At 46.4% G+C, this 19,758-nt stretch carries 16 protein-coding genes and 1 other annotated feature; of the genes, 1 reads left to right on the top strand and 15 read right to left on the bottom strand.

The features are described from left to right. Window positions 1-44 precede the first annotated feature (44 nt). From ileS to R5H20_RS08805, 9 genes are all read right to left on the bottom strand, one after another. Window positions 45-2,807, bottom strand: a complete 2,763-nt coding sequence (gene ileS, locus R5H20_RS08845) for an isoleucine--tRNA ligase (protein WP_006638250.1) — start codon at window positions 2,805-2,807, stop codon at window positions 45-47. Between the two features lie 49 nt (window positions 2,808-2,856). Continuing rightward, window positions 2,857-3,087, bottom strand: a binding site (T-box leader). A 61-nt stretch (window positions 3,088-3,148) separates the two neighbouring features. Continuing rightward, window positions 3,149-3,643 (bottom strand): DivIVA domain-containing protein, encoded by a 495-nt coding sequence (locus tag R5H20_RS08840; RefSeq protein ID WP_006638251.1) that lies wholly within the window; start codon window positions 3,641-3,643, stop codon window positions 3,149-3,151. Between the two features lie 94 nt (window positions 3,644-3,737). Then, window positions 3,738-4,514: a YlmH family RNA-binding protein gene (locus tag R5H20_RS08835; RefSeq protein ID WP_006638252.1), complete on the bottom strand. Its 777-nt coding sequence runs from the start codon at window positions 4,512-4,514 to the stop codon at window positions 3,738-3,740. Between the two features lie 131 nt (window positions 4,515-4,645). Further along, window positions 4,646-4,921, bottom strand: coding sequence for a YggT family protein (locus R5H20_RS08830; RefSeq protein ID WP_006638253.1), 276 nt, complete (start codon window positions 4,919-4,921; stop codon window positions 4,646-4,648). Between the two features lie 7 nt (window positions 4,922-4,928). Then, on the bottom strand, window positions 4,929-5,381 hold the full coding sequence (gene sepF / locus R5H20_RS08825) for a cell division protein SepF (protein WP_006638254.1): 453 nt from the start codon (window positions 5,379-5,381) through the stop codon (window positions 4,929-4,931). Beyond that, complete coding sequence (locus tag R5H20_RS08820) at window positions 5,378-6,073, bottom strand: YggS family pyridoxal phosphate-dependent enzyme (RefSeq protein WP_006638255.1); 696 nt, start codon at window positions 6,071-6,073, stop codon at window positions 5,378-5,380. Before R5H20_RS08820 ends, sepF begins: the two co-directional genes overlap by 4 nt. A gap of 7 nt (window positions 6,074-6,080) precedes the next feature. After that, the gene (gene pgeF / locus R5H20_RS08815; RefSeq protein ID WP_040348353.1) at window positions 6,081-6,920 is read right to left on the bottom strand and encodes a peptidoglycan editing factor PgeF; all 840 of its coding nucleotides are present in this window, start codon (window positions 6,918-6,920) and stop codon (window positions 6,081-6,083) included. Window positions 6,921-7,075: 155 nt separating this feature from the next. Beyond that, window positions 7,076-7,309 (bottom strand): YlmC/YmxH family sporulation protein, encoded by a 234-nt coding sequence (locus R5H20_RS08810; RefSeq protein ID WP_006638257.1) that lies wholly within the window; start codon window positions 7,307-7,309, stop codon window positions 7,076-7,078. 84 nt (window positions 7,310-7,393) lie between these two features. Then, window positions 7,394-8,278, bottom strand: a complete 885-nt coding sequence (locus tag R5H20_RS08805) for a putative RNA methyltransferase (RefSeq protein ID WP_006638258.1) — start codon at window positions 8,276-8,278, stop codon at window positions 7,394-7,396. A 462-nt stretch (window positions 8,279-8,740) separates the two neighbouring features. Between R5H20_RS08805 and R5H20_RS08800 the strand changes: the two genes are divergently transcribed. Next, window positions 8,741-9,862 carry a response regulator aspartate phosphatase gene (locus R5H20_RS08800; protein ID WP_006638259.1) on the top strand — a complete coding sequence of 374 codons (1,122 nt, stop codon included), beginning with the start codon at window positions 8,741-8,743 and terminating at the stop codon, window positions 9,860-9,862. 109 nt (window positions 9,863-9,971) lie between these two features. On the opposite strand, the gene R5H20_RS08795 is transcribed toward R5H20_RS08800, so the two are convergent. The 6 genes from R5H20_RS08795 to R5H20_RS08770 all read right to left on the bottom strand — a co-directional run bounded on the left by R5H20_RS08795 (window position 9,972) and on the right by R5H20_RS08770 (window position 19,750). Further along, window positions 9,972-10,769 carry an ABC transporter ATP-binding protein gene (locus R5H20_RS08795; RefSeq protein WP_006638260.1) on the bottom strand — a complete coding sequence of 266 codons (798 nt, stop codon included), beginning with the start codon at window positions 10,767-10,769 and terminating at the stop codon, window positions 9,972-9,974. 135 nt (window positions 10,770-10,904) lie between these two features. Continuing rightward, entirely contained in the window at window positions 10,905-11,684 is a 780-nt protein-coding gene (gene sigG / locus R5H20_RS08790) for an RNA polymerase sporulation sigma factor SigG (RefSeq protein ID WP_006638261.1), read from the bottom strand. 139 nt (window positions 11,685-11,823) lie between these two features. Beyond that, window positions 11,824-12,543: an RNA polymerase sporulation sigma factor SigE gene (sigE, locus tag R5H20_RS08785; RefSeq protein ID WP_006638262.1), complete on the bottom strand. Its 720-nt coding sequence runs from the start codon at window positions 12,541-12,543 to the stop codon at window positions 11,824-11,826. Between the two features lie 61 nt (window positions 12,544-12,604). Next, window positions 12,605-13,534 carry a sigma-E processing peptidase SpoIIGA gene (gene spoIIGA / locus R5H20_RS08780; RefSeq protein WP_006638263.1) on the bottom strand — a complete coding sequence of 310 codons (930 nt, stop codon included), beginning with the start codon at window positions 13,532-13,534 and terminating at the stop codon, window positions 12,605-12,607. Between the two features lie 202 nt (window positions 13,535-13,736). Next, window positions 13,737-18,044 carry a S8 family peptidase gene (locus tag R5H20_RS08775; protein WP_006638264.1) on the bottom strand — a complete coding sequence of 1,436 codons (4,308 nt, stop codon included), beginning with the start codon at window positions 18,042-18,044 and terminating at the stop codon, window positions 13,737-13,739. Window positions 18,045-18,241: 197 nt separating this feature from the next. Then, window positions 18,242-19,750 (bottom strand): S8 family serine peptidase, encoded by a 1,509-nt coding sequence (locus tag R5H20_RS08770; protein WP_006638265.1) that lies wholly within the window; start codon window positions 19,748-19,750, stop codon window positions 18,242-18,244. Window positions 19,751-19,758: the final 8 nt, after the last annotated feature.

Here is a 19,758-nt window from a genome sequence, read left to right as displayed (position 1 = left end):
GAAAAAAAAGCGGTCCGGGAATGCGGACCGCTTTTTGATTCATATTAATAATAGGTTTTGACAATATTTGCACAGCGAGGGCAAAGTTCAGGATGGTCGGAATCCTGGCCGATTTCTTTCGATACCATGCGGCACCGTTCACATGTTTCTCCTTCAGCCTGTGCAACGACAATTTTCCCTGTCTCAAACGTTTGTGCATCTTCCGGAGCTTCAGCTTCAGTACCGGCGATCGTCAATTCTGAAACGATAAAGAGCTGTTTTAGATCTTCGTTGATGGAAGACAGCAAAGTTCTTGACTGCTCGTTCGGATACAGCGTCAGGCTTGCAACGGAAGATTTTCCGATCACTTTTTCATTCCGGGCTGTTTCAAGGGCTTTTAACACGTCGTCGCGAAGCTTCATGAAGCGGTCGAATTTCTCTTCCGTCTCTTTTGCATTCGGAATGTGCTGTGTTTCAGGCATATCGGTAAGCTGAACGCTTTTTTCCGTTACAAATGTGAAATGGCTCCACATCTCATCTGCCGTATGCGCCAAGATCGGTGCGACCAGCTTGACGAGCGCGACCAATGTTTCATAAAAAACGGTCTGCATGCTGCGGCGGTCTTTATGATCGGCGTGCTCAATATAAACGACATCTTTGGCAAAATCCATATAAAACGCGCTCAGTTCAATTGCACAGAAGTTATGAACGGTATGGTAAATCACCGCAAAATCATATTCTTCATAAGCTTTTTTAACTTTTTCAATGACATTGTTCAGCTTGATCAGCATGTATTGATCGACTTCGCGAAGATCTTCTACAGCCACCGCGTCTTTTGCCGGATCAAAATCGGCAATATTCCCGTGAAGGAAGCGGAATGTATTGCGGATTTTCCGGTACACTTCAGCGACTTGCTTCAAAATCGCGTCAGATACGCGGACATCTGCTTGATAGTCGACAGAGGCAACCCACAGCCGCAAAATATCGGCTCCAAACTGATTCATGATTTTTGCCGGAACAACCACATTGCCGAGCGATTTACTCATTTTGCGGCCTTCTCCGTCAAGCGCAAATCCGTGCGACAGCACGCCTTTATATGGGGCTTTTCCAGTGACAGCGACAGCCGTTGAAATGGATGAATTAAACCAGCCGCGGTATTGGTCAGAACCTTCGAGATATAAATCCGCAGGTCTGACCAGGTCATCGCGCTCTTCCAATACAGCCTGGTGGGATGAACCGGAATCAAACCAGACGTCCATGATATCCTGTTCTTTCGTGAACTTCCCGTTCGGGCTTCCCGGATGTGTAAAGCCTTCCGGAAGCAGTTCATTCGCTTCTTTTTCAAACCAGATGTTTGACCCGTGCTCCCTGAACAAATCAGAAACGTGCTGAATCGTTTCATCGGTGATGATCGGCTCGCCGTTTTCAGCATAAAATACCGGAATCGGCACGCCCCATGCGCGCTGTCTGGAGATGCACCAGTCGCCGCGGTCGCGGATCATATTATAGAGACGCGTTTCGCCCCATTCAGGCACCCATTTTGTTTCCTTGACGGCTTCGAGCAGCTCGTTTCTGAAGTCTTTGATCGACGCGAACCATTGAGCGGTCGCCCGGAAAATCGTCGGCTTTTTCGTTCTCCAGTCATGCGGATAGGAGTGGGTGATGAAATCAAGCTTCAGCAAAGCGCCGTTTTCCTCAAGCTTTTCCGTAATCGGCTTGTTGGCCTGATCGTAGAACAGCCCTTCAAAGCCTGGCGCTTCGCTCGTCATATTTCCTTTCTCATCGACAGGGCAGAGAACGTCAAGTCCGTATTTCTGACCGATGATAAAGTCGTCTTCCCCGTGGCCCGGAGCGGTATGAACACATCCTGTGCCGGCGTCTGTCGTCACGTGCTCGCCAAGCATGACAAGTGAATCTCTTCCGTATAAAGGATGAACGGCCACAATATGCTCCAAGTCTTTTCCTTTGACGGTCTGTACAACTTCAGGATTCTCAAAGCCGACCGCTTTTGCTACGCTTTCCACCAATGCGCTTGCGATCACATAGCGGGAACCGCCTTCAGCCACGACGCTGTATTCTAAGTCGGGATGCACGGCGATTCCGAGGTTGGCCGGGATCGTCCAAGGCGTCGTCGTCCAGATAACGATTTTTTCGCCGTTTGTCAAAACGCCTTTTCCGTCCTTCACGTCAAAAGCGACATAAATGGATGGTGAGCGTTTATCCTGATACTCGATTTCCGCTTCAGCCAATGCCGATTCACTTGAAGGAGACCAGTAAACAGGCTTTAAGCCTTTGTAGATATAGCCTTTTTTCGCCATTTCGCCAAACACTTTAATTTGCTGTGCTTCAAATTCAGGCTTTAACGTGACATACGGGTTTTCCCAATCTCCTCTGACACCGAGGCGCTTAAATTGCGCTTTTTGGCCTTCGATTTGCTGCCACGCATATTCTTCGCAAAGCTTGCGGAATTCGGCTACCGTCATTTCTTTGCGCTTTACTTTTTTGTTTTTCGTCAGCGCTGTTTCGATCGGCAGTCCATGGGTATCCCAGCCGGGTACATATGGCGCGTGATAGCCGCTCATCGACCTTGAACGGACGATGAAGTCCTTCAAAACTTTGTTAAGCGCATGCCCCATGTGAATGTCACCGTTTGCGTACGGAGGGCCGTCATGCAGAACAAACATCGGCCTGCCTTCTGTCCGTTGCTGAACGAGGCGGTAGATGTCCATATCTTCCCATTTCTCCTGAATGTCAGGCTCCCGCTTCGGCAGGTTTCCTCTCATTGGAAAATCCGTCTTCGGCATTAAGAGCGTGTCTTTGTAATCCATTCCCATTCCTCCAAAACATTTTTCTAAAACAAAAAAAGCCTTTCATCCCATAAGGGACGAGAAGGCTTTGATCTCGCGGTACCACCCTTTTAGACAAGCCGAATTCGGCTTATCCTCTCAAACATCGTAACGTGACGGAACGTCCTTTCCTACTGCACGGTTCAGAAAGGAAACTCGAGGGCTGATCCACATGAATTCCGGCAATCCCAGGCTCACACCGCCCCCGGGTCGCTTCGATTGCTTTTAGGAATCGATGTCTGTCCCTCTCAAACGTTTTTCATCTCAATTATGAACGTATTATATGCGAACTGATCAGAACATGTCAAGATTGAAAGGAAAATCTATTCCCTTTCGTCCATGACTGCGTCTACTTCATACTCAAGCAAATGATCCCAGTCATCATTTTTCAGCAGGTCAAGCTGGGCTTCGATCAGCATTTGGAAGCGGGTTCTGAATACTTTTGACTGCTTTTTCAGCTCTTCGATTTCCATTGCGATCTTTCTCGATTTAGAAAGAGCTTCATTGATGATCCGGTCTGCGTTCTTCTCGGCTTCGCGGACGATGAGCTTCGCTTCTTTTTCAGAGCTTCGTTTTACGTCCTCTGCCGCTTCCTGTGCGACAAGAATCGATTTATTCAATGTCTCTTCAATCGTTGAAAAGTGTCCGAGACGCTCATCGAGTTCATTTACCTTCGCTTCAAGCTCTGTTTTTTTGCGAAGCACGATCTCGTAATCCTTTCTCACCTGGGTCAGAAATTCGTTCACTTCGTCTTCATCATAGCCGCGGAACGCTTTGGTAAATGTCTTATTATGAATGTCATTTGGCGTCAATGGCATGCTGCCCACCTCCATTATTTTCTTTATGTACAATTGTCCTATTCAACATTATAAAGCAAAATTCGACCGGGTGGAGAAAAAACTGTAAAACGGCTTATTTTTGTTTTTCAAATGTCAATCTCCACTTGCCTTTTTTCGTTTTGCCGTCAATGCTTTTCAGCGTGAAGCGCCCAAAGCCGCGAACAGACAGCTTGTCCCCTTCCGCAAGTGAATATGAGGGGTCTTCGATGACCTTCCAATTCACTTTGACGAGTCCGTTTTTGACAAGCGCCTGGGCTTTTTGCCGAGACAGTCTGCTCACTGCCGAGCAAACAGAATCAAGCCTTAAAGATGAAACTGTATCATCCATTATTTCGACATCTTGCTCCGGTACTTTAAGCTTTGACAGCGGAATTTTTTCCAGAGATACTTTCACCTTGCCGATTTGCCCGAGCTGGGAAAACACGAAATCAGCAACTTCTTCCGAACAAACAAACTGCCATATCCCGCCGGCATAGATCAGATCACCGAACTTTTGCCGCTTCAGCCCGATCCCCATTAAAGATCCTAGAAGCTCGCGATGTTCAATGGAGGCGAATTTCTGCGGATACAGCACTTCATAAGCCTGAAGCTGAAAATCTTCCGCGGACGGCTCGGCATATTCCGGATAAAGGATGGCCCGTTTTCGTTCGGCTTCAGAAAAGCCGCCGAAAAACCCAAGCTTCACCTCATCCGGCTGACCAACGAGAGAATTCAGAATCACCTGCTCCCGGGGATCCAAAAAATCGGTCAGCTTCATCCGGTATTGATCAGCCACTATTTGTTTCCATTCGAGAACCTGGTCAATGAACGGCTCTTCGTCTTTTCTGAAATGCTGGTAAATATCGCTCATTGTCTTTCCTTTCTAAGTCAACGGGCTTGGCTTAGAGCCAAGCCCCCACTTGCCAGCAAACGTTGAAGGCAACGCTTCGGCACTTTCTTCAGGCTCCGTGCCATCCTTAAAGGGACCGGAAATAGAATGTTTTAAAAAGCGCCGAGCATTCTGAAGACCGCAATAAGCCCCATATCTGCGAACCGCAGGACAAAGATCGCCACAATCGGAGAAATGTCAATCATGCCAAGCGGAGGAATGATTCTTCTGAACGGTTCAAGATAAGGCTCACAAACAGATGCCAACACTCTGCCGAATGATGTTGCTCTAGCATTCGGCACCCAGGACATAAAAATGTAAATAATAAGCGCAAACGAATAAACGGTTAAAAGCATGCTTAAAATTTTATAAATATAAAATAGGATCATCTGCGATTTACCACCTCTGGTGTTCTTCTTCTATGAGCTCGGAAATCGTGCCGGAGACATCGACGTTTTCAGGCGTGCATAAAAAGATGTCGGAGCCGATCCGCTGAATATCGCCGCCGAGGGCGTAAACCGTCCCGCTTAAGAAATCGACGATCCGTTTCGCCTGGTCATGCTGGATGCGCTGCAAGTTGACGACGACTGCGCGGCGGTTTTTAATATGATCTGCAATTTCCTGGGCTTCTGCGTACACCCGAGGCTCACTTAACACTACTTTAGAAGATTTTTGAACGCTTTGCAAACTTACTACATTCTGCTTCCCCGCCGATTTTGACTGGTAGGCGGTTCTGTCTTTTGATTCCTGTTCTTCAGGGAGCTCCTCCCTGTCTGTTTCAATATATTCGTATTCGTACTCCTCATCTTCTAAGGAAAAAAAGTTTTTAAATTTGTTTTTCAAACTCATGATTGTCCACCTCCAGTTTCATTTCCGACTAAGGAAGATCCGATTCTGACGAAGGTCGCGCCTTCCTCGACAGCAATTGTGTAGTCATTCGACATCCCCATCGACAGCTCGCTGCACGGAGCGTTCCATTGATCCAGCTTCTGAACCTCGCCGCGCAGCTCTCGCAGCTGGCGAAAACAGCTCCTGATGACCGCTTCATCATCCGTAAATGGCGCCATTGTCATCAATCCGGCGATTTTGATGTTTTCATAAGCGGACAGCTTCTTTACAAAAGGAAGCACCTCATCTGTTGCCATTCCGTGTTTGGAAGGTTCAAGCGACGTATTGACCTGTACAAAACAGTCAACCGGTTTTTGCGCCCTTTTTTGAATTTCATCTGCTAAAGAAAGCCTGTCTAAAGAATGAATATATGAAACATGATCGATAATCGCTTTTACTTTTCTTGTTTGGAGCGTACCGATAAAATGCCATACCGGTCTTTCATCCTTCAGCATTTCGCACTTATGAAGCAGCCCGGCATCCCGATTTTCTCCCAAATGCCTGATTCCTGCATCAAGCGCTTCCCGCGCTCTTTCAGGCGATACATATTTGGTGACTGCGATGACGGATATTTCTTCAGGTGTCCTGCCTGATCTTTTACACGCTTCGTTTATTCTGTCATGTATATGTCGTAAATTGCTTTTCACATCCACCTGTAAGCTATACCTCCTTTAACCCGATAAAGGACATCATCCGTCCGGTCTTTCCCCGATCTCTTCGATGTGAGAAAAACAGCGAACGCTCGCAGCTCGTGCACAGCGAGCTCACTTTGATTTGCCCGTCGGGAATTCCCGCATGTAAAAGAAGCTGTCTGTTCACCTCTTTTAGCTCCAGGCGGTACTCCCCTTCTTTTATCTGCACAAAAGCTCTGTCTTGTTCCTGAAGAGGAAGCTGTCTGACTTTGCTGATCACATGGTCATCGACCGTGTAGCAGCAAGCGCCGATCGAAGGCCCGATCACGGCGTGGATGTCCCCTGGATTAGACCCTTCACGGCTCTTCCAGGTTTCAATCATTTTCCCGGCAATCCCCTTGACGGTGCCTTTCCATCCTGCATGGGCGATTCCGACAAGCGAGCGGACGGGATCGTAAAAATAAACAGGAACACAATCGGCAAAACAGAGCGCCAAAAATAAATTTGTCTCGTTTGTATAAAGCCCGTCTGTTGCCGCGAGAGCCGTTTCGTAACGCAAAGCTCCCCTGCCGCGGTGTTCATGTGTCACTTTTTGAATGCGGTCCTCGTGAGTCTGATCGGCAAACACCCATTCATTCAGGTCTGTTTGCAAAATTTCGGCAACTTTTTTTCGGTTATTTGCGACATGCCGCTCATGATCCTGAACGTGCAGTCCTGTATTTAATGATTGAAAAGGCGGTTCGCTTTCCCCGCCGTTTTTTGTCGTAAATCCGGCTGTAAGCGCTCCGCCGGTTTTGGCCGTCTGATTCCAATCCTCAATCAAAAGAATTGACGGAGCATCAAGACGAAAGGGTTTATATGTACTCATGGTGATCAGCCTTTCGACAAATGTCATCATATCGCTCCTATTTTAACACATCTTTCTGCTTTCGTTTAGTTTCGTTTCAAAAAACTAAACGAAATGTATTTTTTGAAATATGAGCTCCTGATTTTGGCGCTTTACCTCGACCGGTTTGTTGAATATCAGCTTAAACGAACTAAAATGACGTCTTCTCCAATTTTAACTATATTTCGCCACGGAATAACGATCTCCTCTTCTTTTCCGAAAAATCCGAATATCCTTCCCGTTCCACCAATGACGATCGCCTGAATTTTCCCTGTCGTAACATTGATGTCAATGTCGCCGATGCTTCCGAGCCTTTTTCCGTTTGAAACATTTACAACATCCTTCACCTGGAAATCGGAAATGTTCATCATATTGTTGGGCACGCCTCCCTGTTCTACTGTCCTTTTATGATTATATGAAAGGCAGTCTCTCATTTAGACTGCCTTCAGATGACTTTATTTCGCTTTTTTCCTGCCGATGAACACATCGAGATCGACGGTAATGGCGGCCGATTCCTTCTTTAAAAAGGAGTTGATCCGATCCTTCTCCGCGGTCCAGGATAAAGGCGTCATGTTGATAAGCGGCAGAAGAAGCCGCTGAGTTAACACGCTGCTGTAGGTGAGCTCCATCCTGTCTTCCAGGTCAAAATGCGCACAGAACCGGTCTGCGGTATCCTGATTGGAATAAGCCAGCTTTTGGGGGGCGTCAAAAAACGCTTCCCTTAATTCCTGCAAATAGCCGCTTTTGGGAATCACTTTGATGACAATGCCGTCATCTGATACAAGCCGCTTGAATTCCGCATAATTAGAAGGCGACAATATACTCAGGATCACATCCATTGACCGATTCCGAAAAGGAGCGTTTGCCAGATCGGCGACACACCAGATCGCCTCTCTATCCTGCCTGGCTGCCGCTATAATCCCCGCTTTCGACAAATCCATCCCCACGCCTAAAAGCCGCCGTCCGGAGCGGATTTGAAGTTCCTCTGTGATCCGTGCCAAATGCGAGCCCTCCCCGCATCCTGCATCAAGGATTTTGACGGTTTTTCCGGCTGGCAGGCCGGCTCGTTTGATGCGGTCTGCCAGCGCTTCGCACAGCGGTTCAAAAAAGCCGCTGCCGGCAATCGTCCTTCTGGCTTCAAACAGACCTTTATCATATTTTACAGCGGGAGAATGCGTCATGACATTGACATATCCCTGTCTGGCAATATCGAATGTATGGCCGATTTTGCAAATTAAGCTTTTCCGGTCGGCAACGGTCATTTCTGCGGCGCACATCGGACATTGAAACATCGTTTCAAATCTCCCCATGAGCGCGGCGCTTTGCAATCTCTTCTTCACGATGATACACCTCATTCATTCATGTTTTGGATAAATGAAAAAGGCATAGACAAATACACCCGCCCCCTCGCGATTTTAAAAAACCCGACGGTGTGGATGTTGATGATTCGTCTATACCTTCCATTATCTATAACGAATGAATTGGATGATCATAGTGAACCCGCTCTCCTTTCATAGACATCTTATCAAGCTCTTTTTTAATTGTGAAGTCTTATATTCAAGCGACACCTTACATAAAAAATATTTTCCGAGACCTTTTTCCTATAAATACAAATAACTTAAGTTCCAGGATCAACAAAAAGCCATTGGCACAGTCGTTTTAGACTATGATCAAACACCCAAAAAGAGACAAAAAATCCTAAAATGAACAAAAAATAAATATATTGTCATATTATATTTTGTTTTGTACAATAATTCACATCACTTGATTTTATAAATGAAATAAAGAGAGGATGGACGGTATTGGCAGCAAAAATCGTTGATGAAAAGATCGGAAACATGCTGAATGAATGGTATAAGTCCTTGAAAGAAAACAAGCTGACAAAAGCATCTGAATGGCAGAAAGTCATTGAGATGCTGTTACCCCAAATCAAGGAGAATCGGCATCTCTCACATTATTTCGAATTGCTTGATTCGCGTTTTACTCAACTGACAGAGCATTTCAATCGATCCGGACATGTGTTGCAGGAAGGAGTGCATACTAAAACCGATCATATGCTTCAATACTATTTTTACTTTTTTTCCGGTATGTATCAGTTTGATCAAAAAAATTTCCTAAAAGCCATCGATTTTTTTAGAATTACTGAACAAAAACTCGCTAACATTGACGATGAAATCGAAAAAGCGGAGTTTCATTACCACCTGTCAATCGTTTATTATAAAATCCGGCAAAACTACTTTTCGCTAAGCCATGCTGAAAAAGCCTTCGACTCATTTAAAGCCCATGGCTCTTATCTTGCGAAAACGCTGAAATGCGAAATGGTGATAGCGGCAAACGAAGCGGATTTGGAACATGATGAAAAAGCTGAACAGCTTTATAAGCACGCACTCAAAGAGGCCGCTTCTCTTGACCCTCTGACAGAAAGCAATGCATGCTTTCATTTGGGAATATGCTATGAACGCAGGAATCTGTTGTCTGGAGCAAAACGATATATTGAGCGGGCGGCAGTCATTCACGAACAGCAACATTCAATGTTTGCCGTTCGAAGCACATATATGCTGAGCAGAATCAATTATAAGCTTAACCTGCATCATGAAGCACGCAAATGGTATTGGAAAAGCCTTGAATGGGCGGACAAAGAAAACGAGCCGATCTATAAAGTCAAATTGGGCATCATCTGCTCGCTGTATGAACGCCATGATTTGCTTGCCGTTGAAACCGCCTTACAGCAGCTAAAGGATCAAAAACTGTGGTCTGACGTAGCGGATTTGACTTTACAAGCGGCTTTTTACCACAAAACGCGGGGGGACAGCGATATAGCGGTGAAATATTTTGAAGAAGCATGCAAGGCGAAAGACCAAATGCTTGCATTAATAGAGGAGTCATCATCACCTGCCTCAACCCGCGGCAGCACCATCGCATAAGGTTCCATATGCCAAGCCGCCGTTTGACATACATGCGAGGGAGCCCTTTGTTATGAAAAGGGCTCCTGTAAAGCTTCGCCATTCTTGGAAGCTGACGCGGAAACACCGTTTAACCGCTCACATTTGCAGGCTTTTTCTTCGATAAGTACGGTCTGTCATCCGTCCAAACGGCTTTGACCGGCATCTCAAAAAAGGCCGACAAACTGTCGTCTGACATCATGTCTCTCGTCTTCCCCTGTGCAAATACTTCCCCCTTTTTAAGCAGCAGCGTTTTGCTGAAAACAGGGAGTATTTCCTCGGCGTGGTGGGTGACATACAGCATGGATGGCGCATTCTTTTTTTTCGCTATCCTGTCGATCGTTTCCAGCACTTGTTCCCGCGCGATAAAATCGAGGCCTGTAACAGGTTCATCCAGAATCAGGAGCTCAGGATCGGCCATCAAGGCTCTTGAGATCAGCACCTTTTGCCTTTCCCCCTGGGAGAGGGTTTCATACCTTCTGTCCGCATACTTGAGAGAGCCGAATTCCTCCAGGAAGGAAATCGCTTTTTCCCTGATATCCTGAGTAGGTGTTTCATAAAGTCCGATCGATGCGAACGCGCCGCTGAGCACAATTTCAAAGGCGCTGTCCTCAGGGTAAAGTTTGTGCTGCAATGCGGCTGACACGAGTCCGATCTTGCGGCGGAGCTTTTCTCCGAGCTCTGTTTTGCCAAACTCATGTCCCAGTACATTCACTCTCCCTGAAGTCGGAAAATAGTAAGCGCACAGCATGTTGAGCAAAGCCGTTTTTCCGGCGCCGTTTAAACCGTATAATGCCCAGTGCTCCCCTTTTTTCACCGTCCAGTCTACATCGCTGAGGATCCATTCTCCATTCCGCTTTAGTGATGCATGTTCAAGCTGTAAAACCATTTTTGTGCCCCTTTCCAGTTATGTAAATTTTCTGATAAATTAAAATATAATTCTTTTATTATAGCTCATAATCGCAGCAAAGTGAATGATAGTTTTCCAATTTTAACATGTAAAAAGCCGCAGACTGTCTGCGGCTTAATGGATATTCTTATTCATTTGTTTGATTGCGGCTTTTTCGAGCCGTGATACTTGAGCCTGGGAAATTCCGATCTCATCGGCGACTTCCATCTGCGTCTTGCCTTGGAAGAAGCGTTTTCTGAGAATCATTTTTTCACGCTCGTTCAGCCGTCTCATTCCCTCTTTTAATGCAAGCTCTTCGATCCATTGGGAATCTTTGTTCCGCTCATCGCTGATTTGATCCATCACATAGATCGGATCTCCTCCGTCATTGTAGATGGGCTCAAACAGTGATACAGGATCTTGGATGGCATCAAGGGCGAAGACGATTTCTTCGTGCGATACTTCAAGCTCTTTGGCGATTTCCTCTGCTGTCGGCTCCCTGCTTGTCTCACTGATAAGACGTTCCCGCACTTGCAGCGCCTTGTACGCGATATCCCTGAGTGACCGCGATACGCGAATCGGGTTGTTGTCTCGCAGATAACGGCGGATTTCTCCAATGATCATCGGTACAGCATATGTTGAAAACTTAACATTGTGGCTCAGGTCAAAATTATCAATTGATTTCATTAGTCCGATACACCCGACTTGAAATAAGTCATCAACATATTCTCCTCTGTTGTTAAACCTTTGAATGACGCTTAAGACAAGGCGCAAATTGCCGTTAACAAGCTTTTCTCTTGCTGAGCGGTCTCCTTCTTCCTGCATTTGCTTGAATAACTTTCTCATCTCTTCATTCTTGAGCACGGGCAGTTTTGATGTATCAACCCCGCAGATTTCAACTTTATTTCTCGACACTTTTTTCCCTCCCTACAGGAGCTGCTGTACAAAGTTCAGTATCTCCTTGGGTGGGAAAAATATGCATCGTTAATTTCCAAAAATAAGAAGACAGGAAGACAAACCCTTTGCTGGCAACGATTCAATTTTTATAAAAAAATTAAACCATCTTATTAAATTCTTTCCTCAGTCTTTTGATGATTCTTTTTTCCAGCCGGGAAATATATGACTGCGAAATACCGAGCATATCCGCCACATCTTTTTGCGTTTTTTCTTCGCCTCCGACAAGTCCGAAGCGAAGCTCCATAATTTGCTTTTCCCTGTCATTCAGCTGCTCGAGCGCTTTTTTCAGCAGCTTTTTGTCAACGTTTGCCTCGATATCCTTCGTGATGATGTCATTTTCCGTTCCGAGCACATCTGACAGCAATAATTCATTTCCGTCCCAGTCGATGTTTAGCGGTTCATCAAACGATACTTCTGAACGGATTTTATTGTTCCGTCTTAAATACATTAAAATTTCATTTTCTATACATCTTGAAGCATATGTAGCCAGCTTGATTTTCTTCTCGGGATTAAAGGTGTTCACCGCCTTGATGAGGCCGATCGTGCCGATGCTGATTAGATCCTCGATATTGATGCCTGTATTCTCAAATTTTCTGGCAATATATACAACAAGCCGCAAATTGCGTTCAATTAAAATCGCCCGCGCCGCCTGATCGCCGTCGGGCAGCTTATGAAGAAGCACCTGCTCCTCGTCTTTTGATAATGGCGGCGGCAGCGCTTCGCTTCCGCCGATATAATAAATTTCATCGCTTTTCAATCCGAGCTTTATTAAAAGTTTATACCAGAGATAGGTCAGCCTTAATTTTAGTTTTTTCATTTTCCTCCCCCTTCTAAATAAGCGTCCCCGGGAGTATGATAGTGTAACGGGTCCCGAGGTGTTATGAAACGTGTTTGACAGGATGGCCGGACAGCATTTTCGGGTGAACGATCGCATCGAATTCATCATCCGCCGACAGCGGCGAGGTACTGATTCCGATCAGGCATTTCGGCGCTTCGAGCACCTCCTTTTTCGTATATATCAGCACATGATCAGGCTTGAGGCACATTAAAAACTGATGCTGATGGCCGACGCCCCTGTATGGGATTAAACGAATCCTGCCGATATGCGGAAATGCATCATCAAGCAGGCCGATGGCGTCAACAGGACTGTTTTCCATGATGACCGAGCTGGCCTCTTCGCCCAATATGCCGTTCAGTTTTTCAATATTGACAATCATGACAGGTGTTTTTGTAATCGGGTCGTACAGCTGATTTCCAGAATCAATCAATCCGTTAAAATGAAGCGTATGTCCGTCGATATCCGCCTGAAGGCGTACGCGTTCCTCGTATTGAATCTTTTTTGCCTCGGCGTCTTCAAAGCGTTTTTTTGAAAACAGCCATACAGCCGGAAATCCGGCTCCGACAAACAGCCAGCTGACGGGATCGCCAAAACCGGACCAATTTGTCATAAAGACGCCGTTTTCCATGATCGAATCCGTTTCCAGCAAAGAATGAACCCCGATCATTCCCCCTCCCATTAAAAAAGTGACAAAATAAAAAGAAAACAAATTTTGCAAAAAAAAGCGAAACCGTTTAAATCCAAACGTCACAAGAACGATGAAGATGGAAAAAAACAGCTTGCCGGCCGGGTGAAGGACATATGGCGATAAAGGGGTAAACATAAACAGAACGATGCTTGACGCAACGAGCGCCCCAAGGATGAACCTTCGCTTTTTTACCCTTCGCTTCAATATAAACGCGGTCATCAGTAAAAGCAGCAAATCAAAACAAAAGTTTAACAGCCAAATCGCATCCAGATAAATCTCCACGTCCGTCCCCTTTCCTTGCGTATTCCCTTTCTGCGACCGGTTGACCATATGTTTGTTTTCCTAAGTATAAAGCAAGCCCAGAGGTAAAGTCTGTCAATTAATGTTGCGCAAATGGCACATTTTTTGAGAAATTCATACTGAATTTGTCGATGTCCGAAAGAAAAAAAACGCCGTCTAAAAACAGACGGCGCTTCTCATGAATTTAAGATTTTTCATTAATATACAGCTTGCCCTTTGCCGTTTTTCTCACTTCATTTCCATAGTCATCGCAGGCAATGACCTCGATTTCCGCTCCCTTTGCTTTCGCAGTGGAGGTGGCGGTCCAATATCCTTCATACTTGCCTGATGACACTTCTCTGAGCGGAAGTTCCGTCACGTTTTGTGCGGCTGTTTTGAAGTTGGTCAGCGGCATTCTGACGACGAAGACCGCATCGAGATCGGCGGTGCTTTCAAACTCGATTTTCACCGTTTCCCCCGTCTTCAGCTGTATGTCCTCAGCCGGCTTGAGGTTTGTGATTTGCGGCCCTTCAAAATTCACATCGACCGCCACTTTTTTAGTTGTTTTATTGCCCGCTGCGTCAGCAGCCGTGACTTTAATTTCATTTTTCCCGTTATCAAGGAGAATCCGGGCCGAATATTCGCCGTTTTCAACGGCTGCTTTCTTCCCGTTCACTTTGACAGAGTCCAAATGGTCGTCTGAGACGGTGCCTGTTACAGTTACGGTTTCTTTATTGAGCTTTGATCCGTCTTCCGGCGCAGTGATCGAAAGCTTCGGTTTGGTTTGGTCAAGCACGATCCGGACCGGAGCGGAAGCATCAGTCGTTCCGGAAGCGGCAGATGCTTTAGCGGTTATGATGTTTTCTCCTTTTTGAAGCGCGATTTCTTTTGAAAATGTGCCGTCTTTTCCGGTTTGTACCGTTCCGATTTCTTCCTTGCCGTTAAATAGATGCACGGTTATTGTCGGAGAAGACGTTCCTTCTATGACGGTTTTCTTCTGATTGGTGACAAGCCCGTCTTTCGGCGACGTGATCACCGGTACGGAAACTTCGTAGTCGACTAAAGCGCGAATCATGAAATTGCCTTGTTCCACAGGTATTTTCGACCAGGCACCGTCCGTAAATTGCCAGTTCCGGCCGGAGTTCTCGCCGTCTTCATCTGACGCGAGAGCCGGAGAGTGATCCATGTCCTTTGTTTGCACATAGACGAGATAGAAGTCCTTTCCGACCATGATGCCCTCATCACTCAGATCAACGTTGGTCCATTCGCCGTTGCGAAGCGCTTCCCCTGTGAACGGTCCGGCGATCTTGTTGCCTGGAGAACCTTTTTCGCCTGAAGCGTCATAGACTTCGACTGCAAAATCGGTGCCGCCCGGATCTGGAAAATCAGCTTCCCAGAATTTAAATAGTCCGCCTTTCAGCATCGCTTGTTCCTGTCCTTTGTCAAGGGACATTTTAACGGCAATGGCATTGTCTGCTTCATAAAAAGCCCAGGCATTTTCTGCAGTGCCGTCATCATAGCCGATTTCACCGGGATAGCCGATATAAGGATCAAGCTCGATGTCTCTTGTGGCATCTCCTTTTAGATCAACCGTGAATTGACTGCTGTAATAGCCTTTCGCGGCGATTTTCACAGTGTATGAGTTTTCATAGGCTGTGATTGAATACGTACCGTTTTCATCTGTTTGTACAGGCTTGACGGCCGCGTCTTCAATGAGATAGATTTTTGCATGTCGAACGGGTTCGCCGCTTTTTTTGTTTTTCACGATCCCCTTCAGTGTGGCTTTTTTCAGTTCTTTCATCACAAAGTCGGCAGTTGTCGTTTTGTCGGCTTCAATTTTTACGGTTTGGGTGCTTGATTCATATCCGTACGCTTCTGCTTTTATCGTATAAGTTCCCGGCAGATGGGCTATGCTGTATGAGCCGTCGTTCTCGCTTGAGTATGTGGATTTTCCCGTTTCAAGCACGCTCACCTTCGCCCGCAGCGGAAGGACTGCCGGAGATGCTTTCCCTCTCTGTATGTCCTGCCGGACGGCGTCAGCCGGTTTTGCTTGTTTCGGATCGATCGTTTGCTTTTTCGTTTTCTTGTCCTTCATGCTGCCTGTACGTTTTTCAACGCCTAAGCGGTTTTTCTTGCCTGTGCTTTTCGGCTCTTTGACAAGCTCGACATCATCAATGTACAGCCCGTCTTTTGAAATGTCTTCGTCTGATTGCAGATTAAACATGATCTTAATGGACTGCCCCTGGTATTGGGATAAGTCAATTTCTTCATCCATCCAATCCGGAGTCACCCCGGTGAATTGAGCGGCCTGCACCCATTCCGTTTCTCCTTCGGGCTGGATATAGACGAAGCCATAGTCAAAATCCTCTTCAAATTCATGCCAATATTTAAAATGGAGATAAAGCTTTTGATTTTTAGGCACTTGAACCTTAGGCATCAAAAGATTCATATTCGCCGAATCTTGATACGGCCCTGTCAAATTCGTTGCATATACTTGTTTACCTGATGCGGCCGATTTCGGTCCCGACTCGGGAACGCCCTGCTGCCATGAATCGTTTACTCCGTAGCTTGTCCAACCGGCTGCCGGAGTCTCAAAACTTTGTTTATATCCTGTTGTCACAGCAAATGAGATCGGAACTTCATATAAATTGGACTCCGTTTGATTTCCGCCGAAGTCTGTGACGATCCACTTGTAGGAAAGGATTTTGCCATCCAAAGAAGGAATGACCGCTTCAAACGTTCCTTTCTTGTAATCGCCGCTGATTTGTTTGCCAGCAACAGTCCGCCATTCGGAAGAATCGATTTGATAGGCCAGTTTGACTGTCGCAATGCTGACATCGTCTTCAGCTTCAGCTGTAAAGGAAATGTCAGAACCTGAAAAAACCTCTTTAAACGGTTCATGGGTTAAAACCGGCGGTTTGCTGTCTTCTCCTTCTTTTCCAACACGGCCTTCGGCTTTGCCGAGTCCTTCCGTGACGGCAGATACCGCCTCATACGCGTTGACAAGCCCGTGGCCGTACCCGTTGTTCGGTGATTCGGTAAACTTGCTGTCTGTTAAAGGTGTTGCCGTATTGATTAATATCTGTTCCATTTCATCGACAGAAAGCGATGCATCCGCTTGTTTTAAAAGCGCTGCAACGGCCGATACATGCGGCCCGGCCATTGAGGTCCCGTCCCAGCCGTCTTGATAGCCTTTTCCCGGAACAGATGACCGAATGTTGACACCGGGAGCGGTTATTTCAGGTTTTGTTTCATCATATGGTGACGGACCAAGCAAAGAAAAATCGCCCAATTGTTTGTTGATGTCAGTCGCCCCTGTTGCGAACGCTTCGGGATAGTTTGCCGGGTTTGCGATGGAGCCGGGCCCGCCCGGATTAAATAAATCCACGTTGCCTGCGGAAAATTCAGGGAAGATATCGGCGGCTCTCCATGCCTTTACCATATCCCTGTACCACTCATCAAGGCCCGATCCGCCGGACCATGAGTTATTGACGACATCCGGGGCCATTTCAGGGTGTGGATTGCCATCCTTGTCTTTAGGCGCCAATATCCATTCGCCAGCTTCAAGGAGATCCTCATCTGTGCCGCCATCCTCATTAAAGGCTTTCACCGCAATCCACTTTGCACCCGGCGCCACACCGATCTGATTTTGGCCCCCGGACTCTGAGCCAACCATTGTTCCTGTCACATGCGTTCCGTGTTCCAGATCGTCATATGGCTCAGAACCGCCAGTCGTAGCGTCAAACCAGTTGAATTCATGATCAGGACTGTCAGGATGCGCCGGGTCATATCCGCGGTATTTTTCTTTTAGAGCCGGATGATCCCATTCAACCCCTGTGTCAATTGAAGCCACAACGGTCCCGGTTCCGTCAAATCCTAATCCCCACGCTTTCGGTGCGCTGATCTGATCGATGTTCCATTCAATCCCGCCGCGGGCTTGCACCGGTTTTTGTTTGACAGACTGTTTGGCCGGCTTGATCAACTGCCTTTTTTCATTCGGTAGCACTTTTTCAACTTCCGGAAAGGCGGCCACCTGCTCCATGACTTCTTTTGTCGCACGGACAGCCATTCCGTTGACAATATAAAACGAGTGAATATCTTTAGCGTTTCCCTTTTTCGCTTGCTTTTTTAAATAGCTTTGCAAACGCTCCTGCGTCTCATCGGCTTTGATTCTTAATGAAGAAACAACGGCTGAACGCTTTTGGTATTCCGCTTTAGCTGAACTCAATGATTTCGCTTTTGCTTTCTTTTCCGCTTGTTTTGCGACTTTTTGCGTATCGACTTGATCTTTCATCTTAATCAAAAAGGTGACCATATCTTCTTTTTTGAAACGTTTTACAAGTGATGCCGATATTTTTTTCCCGGTGGAAGCATTTTGTTTGGCCTGTTCTTTGTAGGATGTGAGCGGTGATGCCGATTCTGCGGCGGAAGAAGCGGCGGGCATAAGCATCGATCCGGCTAAAAGCCCGCTCAAAATGGAGCAGAGCGCCTTCTTTTTCAGCTTTCTTTTCAAATGAAATCCCCCTTTTTCAGGTTGAATGTGATATGGCAGACGGCCCTCCTTTCTTTTGATTGTTTTGTCTGACAGTGGTGTTCTCTTTAATATAGTAAATATTGGTTTATTTTTTTGTCGTTATTTGTCAAGGATTTGTTTAAAATCCGTTAAAAAAAGACAAAACCGCTTAAAGGTTTTGCCTTTCTAAGATTCCTTTATTTTTTTGCCTCGTTGAAGGCTTTCAGTGCATCGACCAATCCGTATCCATACCCGTTGTTTGGTGAACTGTCAAACGTTTTGTCTGTCAAAGGCTTTGCCGTTTTTATCAAAATGCGTTCTATTTCATCAACTGTGATATTCGGATTGGCTTCCCTCATTAATGCCACAATGCCCGAAACATGCGGAGTTGCCATTGACGTGCCGTCCATCGCAGCGTATCTGTGCCCAGGATAGGCAGAACGGATGCTCGCGCCAGGCGCGGAAATATCCGGTTTGATCTCATCGTATGGTGAAGGGCCTTGCAATGAAAAATCGGCTAAAGCGTTCGTGCTGTCAACAGCGCCAATCGCAAAAGATTCGGGATAGTTTGAAGGATTTTCTACTGATCCCGGTCCGCCCGGCTCGAATTCACTTACATTGCCTGCCGCGAATGCAGGGAAAATATCGGCCGCGCGCCACGCTTTCACCATGTCGCGGTACCATTCATTAAGCCCGCGTTCGCCTGCCCAGGAGTTATTGACGACATCAGGCGCTTTTTCCGGATGCGGTTTGCCTTTTGCATCTTTCGGCGCCAAAATCCACTCGCCCGCTTCCAAAAGGTCTTTTTCACTTCCGCCATCCTCTCCAAAAGCTTTAACAGCGATCCATTTCGCAGTTGGGGCAACACCGATCTGATTTTTCCCGCCTGATTCAGAGCCGACCATCGTTCCGGTCACATGTGTGCCGTGCCCGAGATCGTCATACGGCGTTTTTTTATTGCTTGTGGCGTCAAACCAGTTATATTCGTTGTTCGGGCTGTTCGGCTTTGATGGATTATATCCGCGGTATTTTTTCTTTAATGCCGGATGATCCCATTCAACCCCTGTGTCAATCGATGCGACGACCGTTCCTTTGCCTTTATATTTTTTCTTCCAGACATCCTGTGCACGCACTTGGCGGATGTTGGCGGCAGCCTCAGAAGCTGATGCTTTTTTCGACGTTTCGATTGAGGCTTTTTCTGTTTCGCTCAATTTGATCGTTTGATTTGGCAGCACCTTTTCCACTTCTGGAAACGCCGCTATTTTTTCCATCACTTCTTTTGTTGCCGTCACCGCCATCCCGTTGACGATATAAAATGATTCCACTTGCTTTGCCGTGCCTTTTTTCTCTTCTTTTTCCAAATACGTTTTCAAGTCTTTTTGCGTTCGTTCAGCTTTTGTCTTTAAAGAAGTCAGAACCGCTGAACGTTTCAGCTGTTTGACCCTTTTTTTCGTCATGATGCTCGCCTTGGCATTTTTCTCAGTCACATTTGCTGTTTGCTGCGCATTGGCCTGGTCTTTCATTTTAATCAAAAATGTGACCTTTTCATTTTTGCCAAAGCTTTTGTAAAGAGAGCTTGATATTTTCGCTTGCACTTTCGCGCTTTTTCCGGCTGTGCCACTGTTGGCTTGGGCAGCACCTGGGACCAAAAGCGCACCGATCACTGCTGCATACACGAATGTGCGGTAAATGGGTTTTTTCTTCAAATGACATC

This window comes from Bacillus sp. KICET-3, from assembly GCF_033261025.1.
Lineage (GTDB): Bacteria > Bacillota > Bacilli > Bacillales > Bacillaceae > Bacillus > Bacillus sonorensis.
This window is presented reverse-complemented; position numbering and strand designations above follow the sequence as displayed.